Genomic DNA, 12154 nt, shown 5'->3' with positions numbered 1-12154 from the left:
GCCACCGCCGCGGGTCGGGGGCGGGTACGCCGGTCACGACTGCTCGTGCAGCCCGAGATTCTCGTAGATCTCCAACGTCGCGGCGGAGTTGTTCAGCGTGATGAAGTGCAGTCCGGGGACACCCTCGGAGAGCAGACGCGCGCAGAACTCCGTCGCGAACTCGATGCCAATGGAGCGTACAGCGGCCGGATCGTCCTTGACGGCGAGGATGCGGTCTTTCACGTCCGCGGGGAAGAAGGCGTTGCTCAGCTGGGGCAACCGGTCCAGCGTCCGGACGTTCACGACGGGCATGACCTCGGGGATGATCGGCGTCTCGCAGCCGGCCTTCACGACGCTGTCGCGCATCCGCAGGTAGCTCTCCGGGTCGAAGAACATCTGGGTGATCGCGTAGTCGGCGCCCGCGTGGCACTTGTCGACGAAGTGCCGGATGTCCGTGTCCCAGTCGGTGGAACGCGGGTGCATCTCGGGGAAGGCGGCCACGCCCACGCAGAAGTCGCCGGACTCCTTGATCAGCCGGACCAGGTCGGCCGCGTAGCGGACCCCCTCCGGATGCTCGGCCCAGAGGCCGAGCGGGTCGCCGGGCGGGTCGCCGCGCAGCGCCAGCATGTTGCGGATCCCGGCGTCGGCGTACTGGCCCAGGACGTTGCGCAGCTCGGCCACGGAGTGGTCGACGGCGGTGAGATGGGCGACCGGCGTGAGGGTGGTGTCGGCGGCGATCTCCTGGGTGGCCTTGACGGTACCGCCTCGGGTGGAGCCGCCGGCGCCGTAGGTCACGGAGACGAAGCTCGGACCGACCTGCTCGACGTGGCGCAGGGCGTTCCAGAGGCTCCGCTCGCCCTTTTCCGTCCGGGGCGCGAAGAACTCGAAGGAGTACGAGCACTTTCCGGACGCGAGAATCTCGCGCACCGTGCGTGCGCGATCCGATCGGGTGGAAGCGGTTCCGAGAGCCATACCGGCAGGTTAGACGGGGTCCACGCGCCGACGAAGCAAGGTCCGCAGAATGGACATCTTTTTGGACAACGTCCGCGGGGGCGATTCCGGGCGTTCTACGCCGGACGCTCCCGGACCCGCTTCGCCAGCCGGGCCGCGGCGGCGGCCGGGTCGTCGGCCTCGGTGAGGGCACGGACGACGACGATCCGGCGGGCGCCCGCGTCGAGCACCTCGTCGAGGTTGCCCTCGTCGATGCCTCCGATGGCGAACCACGGCCGGTCCTGCTCCAGGGCGGCGGTGTACCGCACCAGCCCGAGTCCCGGCGCGTGGCGCCCCGGCTTGGTGGGGGTGGGCCAGCAGGGGCCGGTGCAGAAGTAGTCCACTCCCGGCTCGGCGACGGCCGCGTCCACCTCGCTCCCGGCGTGGCAGGAACGGCCGACCAGGACCTCGTCGCCGAGGATCGCGCGGGCCGCGGGCACCGGCAGGTCGCCCTGGCCCAGGTGCAGCACGTCGGAGCGGATGGCGTGCGCCACGTCGGCGCGGTCGTTCACGGCGAGGAGCGTGCCGTGCCGACGGCAGGCGTCGGCGAGGAGGGCGAGGTGTTCCAGCTCCTCGCCGGCCTCCATCCCCTTGTCGCGCAGTTGCACGATGTCCACGCCGGAGGAGAGCACGGCGTCCAGGAACGCGGGCAGGTCACCCTGGCGCCTGCGGGCGTCGGTGCACAGGTAGAGCCGGGCGTCGGCGAGCCGCTCGCGTGGCGTGGGCATGGGTGGATCCCCCCGTCGGGTGCGGTGGTCCCGCGCGGGCCGGGCGGACCCGGTCCCCGCGGGACCCTCGGTGTGTCGTCAGTGCTCAGACGGCGAGCGCCTGGGCGCGGCGCTTCACCTCCGTACCGCGATTCTCGCTGAGGGCCTGCGCGGGGGTGCCCGGCAGGGTGGGGTCGGGAGTGAAGAGCCACTCCAGCATCTCTTCGTCGGTGAAGCCGTCGTCCTTCAGGAGCGTCAGGGTCCCGGAGAGACCCTTGACGACCTTGTCGCCCTGGATGAAGGCGGCGGGCACCTGGAGCGCCCTGTTCTCCCCACGGCGCACGGCGATGAGCTGGCCCTCCTTGACCAGCTGGCGCACGCGCGTCACCTCGACGTCGAGCATCTCCGCGATGTCGGGGAGGTAGAGCCAGGCGGGGACGAGAGCATCGGTCTTTGCGTCAATCTCGGTCACGGGACAAGCGTGCCATCCCGGACCGACAGCCGGTAGTCGGGCCCCGTGGGTGCCCCCTGACCGGGCCGGGGACGCTCGTGTCCGGGCGGGGCCGGACCGGGCCGGGGCGGCGGGGTCCGAGCGGCCGCGGGAAGGGGCAGGGCAAGGGCCCGGGGCCGCTCAGAGCCTGTCGGGTGGCCTTTGACCGCCCGGTCAGGGGCCACCCGACAGGCGCTCAGAGCACCGCCGCTTTCAGGGGCACGGCGGGGTCGGCCGCGCGGTCCCGGTCGAGCCGGGCGCCGGACTCGATCAGCCTGCGGCCCTGCGCCAGGTCGCGCGGACGGCCGACGGCCAGCAGGGCGACGAGGGCGCCGTCGCGCAGCCACAGCGCGGACCAGGCGGCACCGTCCGGGTCGCCGCGGCGTACGAGGTCGCCCGCACCGTCGTGGTGGCCGGCGTACTGCACGAAGCGGCCGAACTGCTCGGACCAGAAGTACGGCACCGGGTCGTAGTCGGCGGGGGCATCGCCGACGATGCCGGCCGCGACGGTCCGGGGACCCTGGAGGGCGTTGTCCCAGTGGTGGACCAGGAGCCGTTCGCCGTAGCGGGCCGACGGGAAGGAGGCGCAGTCACCGACGGCGTACACGTCCGGCAGCGAGGTCCGCAGTCGGGCGTCGGCGGTGACGGAGCCGCCCGCGTCGAGGGCGATGCCGGAGCCGTCGAGCCAACCGGTGTCCGGCCGGGCCCCGATGCCGACGACGACGGCGCCGGCGGGCAGGGTCCGGCCGTCGGAGAGCACGACGTGCCCTGGCTCGACGGCCGCGACGCGCGCGTGGGTGAGCAGCTCGGCGCCGCTCTCGGCGTACCAGCGGGCCATCGGGGCGGTGACCTCGGCGGGCAGCGCGCCGAACAGCGGCCGTTCGGCGGCCTCGACGACGGTGACGGCGCAGCCCGCCTCTCGGGCGGCGGTGGCGAACTCGGCACCGATCCATCCCGCGCCGACGACCACGATGTCGTGGCGCCGCTCCAGGACCGGCCTGAGCCGGGCGGCGTCGTCGAGGGTCCGCAGGAGATGGACGCCGGGGACGCCCTCGCTTCCCGGCAGGGTGACCGGGCGGGCTCCGGTGGCGAGGACGAGCACGTCATACGGGACGGGTCCGGCCTGGGTGTCGATCTCGTGGTCGTCGGCGCGCAGTCCGGTCACGTCGAGTCCCAGCCGCAGTCCGACGCCGAGCGCCTCGAAGTCGACGTCGAAGGCCGAGTCCTCGGCCTTGCCGAGGAGCACCGCCTTGGAGAGCGGCGGCCGGTCGTAGGGCTGGTGCGGCTCGGCGCCGATGAGGGTGACGGGCCCGGTGAAGCCCTGCTCGCGCAGGGCGACCGCGGTCTGGACGCCCGCCATCCCGGCACCTACGACGACGACGTGCTGCGGTGACTGCTTCTGCTCGCTCACCCGTCCACCTTACGCAGCTGACGCATCGTCAGTAAGGGTGGGCTCTGGGAGCGGGACGGGGCGGAGGCTAGTCTGGCCGTCGTAAAGCACTCGCGGGAGCCCGGACGCACCGGGCTGAGAGGGAGGCTGGGACGGCCTCCGACCGTACGAACCTGATCCGGGTCATGCCGGCGAAGGGAGGGGCTGGACGCCCATGCATCCACGCACAGGATCGGATGTCCTCGTCATCGGGGGCGGGATCATCGGCCTGGTCACGGCCTGGCGGGCGACGCTGCGCGGGCTGCGCGCCGCCGTGGTCGACCCGGAACCGGGCGGCGGGGCCGCCGCCGTGGCGGCGGGCATGCTCGCCGCCGTCACCGAACTGCACTACGGCGAGGAGACCCTGCTGGGCCTCAACCTGGTCTCCGCGCGGCGCTATCCGGGCTTCGTCGCCGAACTCCAGGAGGCCACGGGGCACGACGTCGGCTATCGAGCCTGCGGCACGCTCGCTGTCGCCCTCGACGCCGACGACCGGGCTCACCTGCGGGAACTGCACACCCTGCAGACCCGCTGCGGTCTGGATTCGGAGTGGCTCAGCGGACGCGACTGCCGACGGCTGGAGCCGATGCTGGCACCGGGCGTCCGGGGCGGGCTGCGGGTCGACGGCGACCACCAGGTCGATCCGCGCCGGCTCGCCGCCGCGCTCGTCACCGCCTGCGAACGGGCCGGCGTGGTCTTTCACCGGAGCGTCGCGGAACGGCTGACGGTGGTACGGGACCGGGCCGCGGGCGCGGCCCTGGCGGACGGGACGACACCGGCCGCGGACCAGGTCGTCCTGGCCGGCGGCAGTCTCAGCGGCCGGCTGACCGGCGTACCGGACGAGGTCCTGCCGCCGGTACGACCGGTCAAGGGTCAGGTGCTCCGGCTGACGGTGCCGCCCGCGTTCGCGCCGTTCCTCTCCCGCACGGTCCGGGCGGTCGTCCGCGGCAGCCACGTCTACCTGGTGCCGCGGGCGAACGGCGAACTCGTCGTCGGCGCGACCAGCGAGGAACTGGGCTGGGACACGACGGTGACCGCGGGCGGGGTGTACGAGCTGCTGCGCGACGCCCACGAGCTGGTGCCCGGCATCACCGAACTGCCGCTCACCGAGACACGGGCGGGCCTGCGGCCGGGGTCTCCGGACAACGCGCCGCTGCTCGGGCCGACCGCGCTGCCGGGTCTTCATCTGGCCACCGGCCACTACCGCAACGGGGTGCTGCTCACGCCGGTCACGGGCGACGCGCTGGCCGAGGCGCTGATCACCGGCGCGCTGCCGGACGAGGCCCGGCCCTTCAGCCCGCTCCGGTTCCCGGCCGCACCCTCCCTTCGCGCACGTCAGGAGCAGCTCGCATGAACCTCTCCGTCAACGGGGAGCCGCGTGTGCTCTCCGGTCCCCTCTCCCTCGACGCCCTCGTCGCCGGTCTGACCGCGGCGCCCTCGGGCGTGGCCGCGGCCGTCAACGAGACGGTCGTACCGCGCGGCCAGTGGCCCGTGACGATGCTCGGCGAGGGCGACCGGGTCGAGGTCCTCACCGCGGTGCAGGGGGGCTGAGACGTGTCCGACGACGTCTTCCGCCTCGGCGGTACGGAGTTCTCCTCGCGGCTGATCATGGGCACCGGAGGGGCGCCCAGCCTGGACGTGCTGGAGCGTTCGCTGATCGCCTCCGGCACCGAGCTGACGACCGTCGCGATGCGACGGCTGGACCCGACGGTGCGGGGTTCGGTCCTGTCCGTCCTGGACCGGCTGGGCGTCAGGGTCCTGCCGAACACCGCGGGCTGCTACACCGCGGGCGAGGCGGTGCTGACGGCGCGCCTCGCGCGGGAGGCGCTCGGGACGGACTGGATCAAACTGGAGGTGGTCGCCGACGAGCGGACCCTCCTGCCGGACGCCGTGGAACTGCTGGACGCCGCGGAGACGCTGGTCGACGACGGTTTCACGGTCCTGCCGTACACCAATGACGATCCGGTGCTCGCGAGGAAGCTGGAGGACGTGGGCTGCGCGGCGGTCATGCCGCTCGGCTCTCCGATCGGCTCCGGGCTCGGCATCCGCAATCCGCACAACTTCGAGCTGATCGTGGAGCGGGCGCGGGTGCCGGTGATCCTGGACGCGGGGGCCGGGACGGCCTCGGACGCGGCGCTCGCGATGGAGCTGGGCTGCGCGGCGGTGATGCTGGCCTCGGCGGTGACCCGGGCGCAGGAACCGGTCCTGATGGCGGAGGCGATGCGGCAGGCGGTGGGCGCGGGCCGGCTGGCCCGGCGGGCGGGGCGCATCCCCCGCCGGCACTTCGCCGAGGCATCGTCGCCGGTGGAGGGCCGGGCCAGGCTGGACCCGGAGCGTCCGGCGTTCTGAGGGACGCAACAGCCGCGCGGGGCCGGGTCCCCGCCCCCGCGCGGGCGGCGCGGACCCGGTCCCGGCGGGGCACGGCGGGGTTCCCGCCCCGTCACAGCTCGGCTGCAGTACGGGGCGGACGGGGGCGCGCGGCCCCCGCCGGGCTCGCGGACTCGTAAACTCGGGGCCGTGGACACGACCCTTCAGGACCCGCTCGTCGGGCAGCTGCTCGACGGCCGTTACCGCGTCGACGCGCGTATCGCCGTCGGTGGGATGGCCACGGTCTACCGGGCCGTCGACATCCGTCTCGACCGGGTGCTCGCGCTCAAGGTGATGCATCCCTCGCTCGCCACCGACGCGACCTTCGTCGAGCGGTTCATCCGCGAGGCGAAGTCCGTGGCCCGGCTCTCCCACCCCAATGTCGTCGGGGTCTTCGACCAGGGCGCCGACGGCGCGTACGTCTATCTCGCCATGGAGTACGTCGCCGGCTGCACGCTGCGCGACGTCCTGCGCGAGCGCGGCGCCCTGCGGCCCCGCGCCGCCCTCGACATCCTGGAGCCCGTGCTCGCCGCGCTCGGCGCGGCCCACCGGGCCGGCTTCGTCCACCGGGACATGAAGCCCGAGAACGTCCTGATAGGGGACGACGGCCGGGTCAAGGTCGCCGACTTCGGGCTCGTCCGGGCCGTCGGCTCCGCCACCCAGACCACCGGCGCCGTGCTCGGGACCGTCTCGTACCTGGCTCCCGAGCAGATCGAGCACGGCACCGCCGACACCCGCTCGGACGTGTACGCCTGCGGGGTCGTCCTCTACGAGATGCTGACCGGCGGCAAACCGCACGCCGGGGAAACCCCGGCCCAGGTGCTCTACCAGCACCTCAACACCGACGTCCCGGCTCCGTCCGCCGCCGTCCCCGGCCTCGCCCTCGAGCTCGACGAGCTGGTGGCCGCCGCCACCGCGCGCAACGCGGACGTCCGGCCGTACGACGCCGTCGACCTGCTGGCCCGCGCCCGGGCGGCGCGTGCCGCGCTCGACGACGAACAGCTGGACCTGCTGCCGCCGCTGGCGCGTCCGGAGGACGCTCCGCGCCCGGGGGTCCCGTCGGAGGAGGCGACGAGCGTCATCCCGCGCGTCCCGCCCGAGCGTACGAGCCGCTTCGTGGTGCCGCCCGACGCCGAGCCTGCGGCGCACCGGACGCCCGCCGCGTCCGGGCCTCGTCGCGGGCCCCTCCGCTCCCGCGGCCCGCTGCTCGTCGTGACCGCCGTGCTGCTGATCCTGGGACTCGGAACCGGCGTCTGGTACATCAACTCCGGCCAGTTCACCCGTGTCCCCGCGGTGCTCGGCCAGACCGAGGCCGAGGCCGCGAAGCGGCTCGCCGACGCCGGACTGGACGTCGGGACGACCCGGCGCGCCTTCAGCGAGGTCTACGACCGCGGCACGGTCATGGCGACCGACCCCGCCCCCGGGGAGCGGATCCGCGGCAACAGCGCGGTGGTGCTCACGCTCTCCCGCGGCCCCGAGGTGGTGACGGTCCCCCACCTCAGGGGGAAGCCGCTGGCCGAGGCGAGGGAGATCCTGGAGCGGGAGGGACTGGGCACCGGTGTGGTGACCAGGGTCTTCGACCGGTCCGTGGCGCAGGGCGCCGTGATCGGCTCCGATCCCGAGCCCGGCACGGAGCGCAGCCCGGACTCCGCCGTCGCCCTGGTCGTCAGCAAGGGCGCGCCGATCGACGTGCCGGACGTGACCGGAGAGTCCGTGGAGGATGCCACGGCCGCGCTGCGGGAGGCGGGGCTCACCGTGCGGATCGCGAGCGAGCGGATCCACTCCCCGCAGGACGCGGGCACGATCGCCGCCCAGTCGCCGTCCGAGGGCAGCCGTGCCGCCCGGGGTGACGTCATCACCCTCACCGTCTCCAAGGGCCCGCGGATGATCGAGGTGCCCGACGTCGTGGGCGCCACGGTCGACGAGGCGCGCGAGCGGCTGGAGCAGGCGGGCTTCGAGGTGAAGGTGGAGAAGACCTTCCCCTTTCTCGGTGACACGGTCTCCAGGCAGTCCGTCCGGGGCGGGGCCTCGGCGGCCGAGGGCTCCACCATCACGATCACGATCAAGGGACTGTAGAGACTCATGCGCAACCCCGTCGGCGGCCACGTCCCGGTGGCCGGCGGCCTCGCCACGACCGGACTCGCCTACGCCCGCACGCTCGGCGCCGAGGCCGTGCAGGTCTTCGTCGCCAACCCGCGCGGCTGGGCGACGCCCCTCGGCAGTCCCGCCCAGGACGAACGCTTCCGCGCGGAGTGCGAGGCCGAGGGCCTGTCGGCCTGGGTGCACGCCCCGTACCTGATCAACTTCGGCTCCCACACGGAGGCCACGGTCGCCAAGTCGGTGGACTCGCTGCGGCACTCACTGCGCCGCGGCCGTGAGATAGGCGCCCGGGGCGTGGTGGTGCACACCGGCTCGGCGACCGGCGGACGGCCGAGGGCGACGGCGCTGGCGCAGGTCCGCGAACGGATGCTGCCGCTGCTGGACGAGCTGACGCACGAGGACGACCCGGTCCTGCTGCTGGAGTCGACGGCGGGGCAGGGTTTCTCGCTCTGTTCGCGGGCGGAGGACTTCGGCCCCTACTTCGACGCCCTCGACCACCACCCCAAGCTGGGGATCTGCCTCGACACCTGCCACATCTTCGCCGCCGGACACGATCTGACCGGGCCGCACGGCATGGCGCGGACCCTCGACCGGCTGGTGGACGTCGTCGGCGAGGGGCGGCTGAGGCTGATCCACGCGAACGACTCCCAGGAGGCCGTCGGCGCGCGCAGGGACCGGCACGCCAACATCGGGGCCGGGCACATCGGCGAGGAGCCGTTCCGGAAGCTGCTCGCGCACCCCGCCACGGAGGGCGTGCCGCTGGTCATCGAGACGCCCGGCGGCCCCGAGGGGCACGCGGCGGACGTGGAGCTGCTGAAGAAACTCCGGGCCTGAGCGCCCTCCGGCAACCCGGGCGGCGTCCGGGCGCTCCGGGGCCGCTCAGAGCTCGGGGCCGTCCCCCGGCTCCTCCTGGTAGGAGTAGCGCTGCTCCGTCCACGGGTCGCCGATGTTGTGGTAGCCGCGCTCCTCCCAGAAGCCGCGGCGGTCGGCGGTCATGTACTCCACGCCCCTGACCCACTTCGGGCCCTTCCAGGCGTACAGGTGCGGCACGACGAGCCGGAGCGGGAAGCCGTGCTCGGCGGTGAGCAGTTCACCGTCCTTGTGAGTGGCGAAGATCGTGCCGTCCGAGGCGAAGTCGGCGAGGCGCATGTTGGCGCTGAAGCCGTACTCGGCCCATACCATCACGTGCGTGACGTTCGCGGCCGGCGGGGCGAGTTCGAGGATCGTGCGGGCGGGGACGCCTCCCCATTCGGCCCCCAGCATGCTGAACTTCGTCACGCAGTGCAGATCGGCCACCGTGGTGGCGAAGGGGAGTGCCGAGAACTCCTCGTGGTTCCAGCAGCGCTTGTCGCCGTCCGCCGTCGCGCCGAAGACCCTGAACTCCCAGCGGTCCGGCTTGAACTTGGGAACGGGTCCGTAGTGGGTGACCGGCCAGCCGCGCTGCAGCCGCTGCCCCGGCGGAAGATCCGACTGTGCCGCTTCCCGGCGTACTCCGCTCTCCGGCTGACCCATGTCATCCATGGTGACAGACCGCGAGGGGTGGTCATGACCAGGCAAGCCCCGACCGCGGCACGATTCGGGCAACTCACACTAAGCCTGTACTTACTGGACGCCTCCCACGCGTGGTGCGAGGATGCGGCCATCCTGCCCAGTCACGACACAGACATGCGTGGAAGGAGCCTCTGCGATGCAGGGCGACCCCGAGGTCCTCGAGTTCCTCAACGAGCAGCTGACCGGCGAGCTGACGGCCGTCAACCAGTACTGGCTGCACTACCGCATCCAGGACAACAAGGGCTGGACGAAGCTCGCCAAGTACACCCGCGAAGAGTCCATCGACGAGATGAAGCACGCGGACAAGCTGACCGAACGCATCCTGATGCTGGACGGCCTGCCCAACTACCAGCGGCTCTTCCACGTCCGTGTCGGCCAGACGGTCACCGAGATGTTCCAGGCGGACCGCCAGGTGGAGGTGGAGGCGATCGACCGCCTCAAGCGCGGCATCGAGGTCATGCGCGCCAAGGGCGACATCACCTCGGCCAACCTCTTCGAGGAGATCCTGGCCGACGAGGAGCACCACATCGACTACCTCGACACCCAGCTGGAACTCGTCGAGAGCCTGGGTGAGGCGCTCTACCTCTCGACGCTGATCGAGCAGCCGGGCTGAGGAAGGATCGGTTCCGACCCCGGCCGGCCGGAGCGGGAGCCCCGCCGGTGCGGGACGACCCGCGGACGACGGGCCTCGGTCTCAGCTCAGAGCCTGTCGGGTGACCTTCGGCCGACAGGCTCTCAGGCAGCCTCGGAGAGGCGTTCCGGCACGGTGAACTCCGCCACCAGGGCGGGCGCGCCCTGGTCCAGGAGGTCCCGGCGCGGGCAGCTCCCGCGCCCGAGGAGCGCCTGTATGCGTCGCACGCACGAGCCGCAGTCGGTGCCGGCCTTGCAGGCGGAGGCGATCTGGCGCGGGGTGCAGGCACCCGCGTCCGCGTGCTCCTTGACCTGCTTCTCCGTGACACCGAAGCACGAGCAGATGTACACGCGGTTCACCTCCCGCCAGGATCGATAAGGTCAACCTAACCTTACCTGGCGGGCCGGACTCGGGAAAGTCCTCACGACGACGGTGGGGCGCGGATCACAGAGATCCGCGCCCCACCGTCGCGGGAGGTCACCCCCCGGTCACGCTCACTGGTCGCGGTACATCTCCGCCACCAGGAACGCCAGGTCGAGCGACTGGCTGCGGTTGAGCCGCGGGTCGCAGGCCGTCTCGTAGCGCTGGTGCAGGTCGTCGACGAAGATCTCGTGTCCGCCGCCCACGCACTCGGTGACGTCGTCACCGGTGAGCTCGACGTGGATGCCGCCCGGGTGGGTGCCGAGAGCCTTGTGGACCTCGAAGAAGCCCTTGACCTCGTCGAGCACGTCGTCGAAGCGACGGGTCTTGTGGCCCGAGGCCGCCTCGAAGGTGTTGCCGTGCATCGGGTCGGTGACCCAGGCGACGACCGCGCCGGAGGCGGTGACCTTCTCGACCAGCTCGGGCAGCTTGTCCCGCACCTTGTCGGCGCCCATGCGGACGATGAAGGTCAGCCGGCCGGGCTCCCGGTCAGGGTCGAGCCGGTCGACGTACGTCAGCGCCTCGTCGACCGTGGTCGTCGGGCCCAGCTTGATGCCGATCGGGTTGGCGATCCGCGAGGCGAACTCGACGTGGGCGTGATCCAGCTGTCGGGTGCGCTCACCGATCCAGACCATGTGGCCCGAGGTGTCGTACAGCTTGCCGGTACGCGAGTCGGTCCGGGTCAGCGCGCCCTCGTAGTCGAGGAGCAGCGCCTCGTGGGAGGCGTAGAACTCGACCGCGCGGAACTCGGCCGGGTCGGTGCCGCACGCCTTCATGAAGTTGAGGGCGTTGTCGATCTCGCGCGCCAGCTGCTCGTAGCGCTGGCCCGAGGGGGACGACTTCACGAAGTCCTGGTTCCAGGCGTGCACCTGGCGCAGGTCGGCGTAGCCACCGGTGGTGAAGGCGCGCACCAGGTTGAGCGTCGAGGCGGAGGCGTTGTACATCCGCTTGAGGCGCTCGGGGTCCGGGACACGGGCCTTCTCGTTGAAGTCGAAGCCGTTGACCGAGTCGCCGCGGTACGTCGGCAGGGTCACGCCGTCGCGGGTCTCGGTCCCCTTGGAGCGGGGCTTCGAGTACTGCCCCGCGATGCGCCCGACCTTCACGACGGGCACGGAGGCCGCGTAGGTGAGGACGGCGCTCATCTGGAGCAGCGTCTTGAGCTTGGCGCGGATGTGGTCGGCGGACACGGCGTCGAATGCCTCGGCGCAGTCGCCGCCCTGGAGGAGGAACGCCTCGCCACGGGCGACGGCTCCCATCCGGGCGCGCAGCTGGTCGCACTCGCCCGCGAAGACGAGCGGCGGATACGACTCGAGGTCCGCGATCACATCGCGCAGAGCCTCGGCATCGGGGTACTCGGGCTGCTGCGCCGCGGGCAGGTCTCGCCAGGTCGCCTTGGCGACGGCGTGGGATTCAGCGTTCACGGTCACACGACCACAGTACGTGGCCGAGGGCTTTGTCCACGCCAGTGACCGCCAGCTGAGACGTACGAC

At 72.4% G+C, this 12154-nt stretch carries 13 protein-coding genes and 1 riboswitch; of the genes, 6 read left to right on the top strand and 7 right to left on the bottom strand.

All coding sequences use genetic code 11. The annotated features are described in order from the left end of the window. Positions 1 to 33: 33 nt before the first annotated feature. The 4 genes from metF to OG393_RS24670 form a co-directional block, all read right to left on the bottom strand. The gene (gene metF, locus OG393_RS24685; RefSeq protein ID WP_327376886.1) at positions 34 to 951 is read right to left on the bottom strand and encodes a methylenetetrahydrofolate reductase [NAD(P)H]; all 918 of its coding nucleotides are present in this window, start codon (positions 949 to 951) and stop codon (positions 34 to 36) included. A gap of 95 nt (positions 952 to 1046) precedes the next feature. After that, positions 1047 to 1697, bottom strand: a complete 651-nt coding sequence (thiE, locus tag OG393_RS24680) for a thiamine phosphate synthase (protein WP_327376885.1) — start codon at positions 1695 to 1697, stop codon at positions 1047 to 1049. 85 nt (positions 1698 to 1782) lie between these two features. Continuing rightward, positions 1783 to 2148, bottom strand: a complete 366-nt coding sequence (locus OG393_RS24675) for an Rv2175c family DNA-binding protein (protein WP_327376884.1) — start codon at positions 2146 to 2148, stop codon at positions 1783 to 1785. Between the two features lie 214 nt (positions 2149 to 2362). Continuing rightward, positions 2363 to 3526 (bottom strand): NAD(P)/FAD-dependent oxidoreductase, encoded by a 1164-nt coding sequence (locus OG393_RS24670; RefSeq protein ID WP_442817432.1) that lies wholly within the window; start codon positions 3524 to 3526, stop codon positions 2363 to 2365. Positions 3527 to 3659: 133 nt separating this feature from the next. Next, positions 3660 to 3773: riboswitch (TPP riboswitch) on the top strand. On the opposite strand from OG393_RS24670, the gene thiO reads away from it, so the two are divergent. The 5 genes from thiO (at position 3771) to OG393_RS24645 (ending at position 8896) form a co-directional block, all read left to right on the top strand. Then, complete coding sequence (gene thiO / locus OG393_RS24665; RefSeq protein ID WP_327376882.1) at positions 3771 to 4949, top strand: glycine oxidase ThiO; 1179 nt, start codon at positions 3771 to 3773, stop codon at positions 4947 to 4949. (Overlaps the previous riboswitch by 3 nt.) Further along, positions 4946 to 5146 carry a sulfur carrier protein ThiS gene (gene thiS, locus OG393_RS24660; protein WP_327376881.1) on the top strand — a complete coding sequence of 67 codons (201 nt, stop codon included), beginning with the start codon at positions 4946 to 4948 and terminating at the stop codon, positions 5144 to 5146. The genes thiO and thiS overlap by 4 nt, the downstream gene beginning before the upstream one ends. A 3-nt stretch (positions 5147 to 5149) precedes the next feature. After that, complete coding sequence (locus tag OG393_RS24655; RefSeq protein ID WP_327376880.1) at positions 5150 to 5944, top strand: thiazole synthase; 795 nt, start codon at positions 5150 to 5152, stop codon at positions 5942 to 5944. A gap of 168 nt (positions 5945 to 6112) precedes the next feature. Continuing rightward, the gene (gene pknB, locus OG393_RS24650; protein WP_327376879.1) at positions 6113 to 8038 is read left to right on the top strand and encodes a Stk1 family PASTA domain-containing Ser/Thr kinase; all 1926 of its coding nucleotides are present in this window, start codon (positions 6113 to 6115) and stop codon (positions 8036 to 8038) included. A 6-nt stretch (positions 8039 to 8044) separates the two neighbouring features. Next, positions 8045 to 8896, top strand: coding sequence for a deoxyribonuclease IV (locus tag OG393_RS24645; RefSeq protein WP_327376878.1), 852 nt, complete (start codon positions 8045 to 8047; stop codon positions 8894 to 8896). A gap of 45 nt (positions 8897 to 8941) precedes the next feature. Here the strand turns inward: OG393_RS24645 and OG393_RS24640 are convergent, their stop codons facing one another. Then, positions 8942 to 9574 (bottom strand): sulfite oxidase-like oxidoreductase, encoded by a 633-nt coding sequence (locus OG393_RS24640; protein WP_327376877.1) that lies wholly within the window; start codon positions 9572 to 9574, stop codon positions 8942 to 8944. 175 nt (positions 9575 to 9749) lie between these two features. On the opposite strand from OG393_RS24640, the gene bfr reads away from it, so the two are divergent. Further along, positions 9750 to 10226 carry a bacterioferritin gene (gene bfr / locus OG393_RS24635; protein ID WP_327376876.1) on the top strand — a complete coding sequence of 159 codons (477 nt, stop codon included), beginning with the start codon at positions 9750 to 9752 and terminating at the stop codon, positions 10224 to 10226. Between the two features lie 122 nt (positions 10227 to 10348). On the opposite strand, the gene OG393_RS24630 is transcribed toward bfr, so the two are convergent. After that, entirely contained in the window at positions 10349 to 10603 is a 255-nt protein-coding gene (locus tag OG393_RS24630) for a (2Fe-2S)-binding protein (protein WP_327376875.1), read from the bottom strand. Between the two features lie 135 nt (positions 10604 to 10738). Then, entirely contained in the window at positions 10739 to 12091 is a 1353-nt protein-coding gene (locus OG393_RS24625; protein WP_327376874.1) for a class II 3-deoxy-7-phosphoheptulonate synthase, read from the bottom strand. Positions 12092 to 12154 lie beyond the last annotated feature (63 nt).

The sequence above is a fragment of the Streptomyces sp. NBC_01216 genome, from assembly GCF_035994945.1.
In the GTDB taxonomy this organism is placed as follows: domain Bacteria; phylum Actinomycetota; class Actinomycetes; order Streptomycetales; family Streptomycetaceae; genus Streptomyces.
Note: the sequence above shows the minus strand (reverse complement) of the source record. Positions and strands in the feature narration are given on the sequence as shown.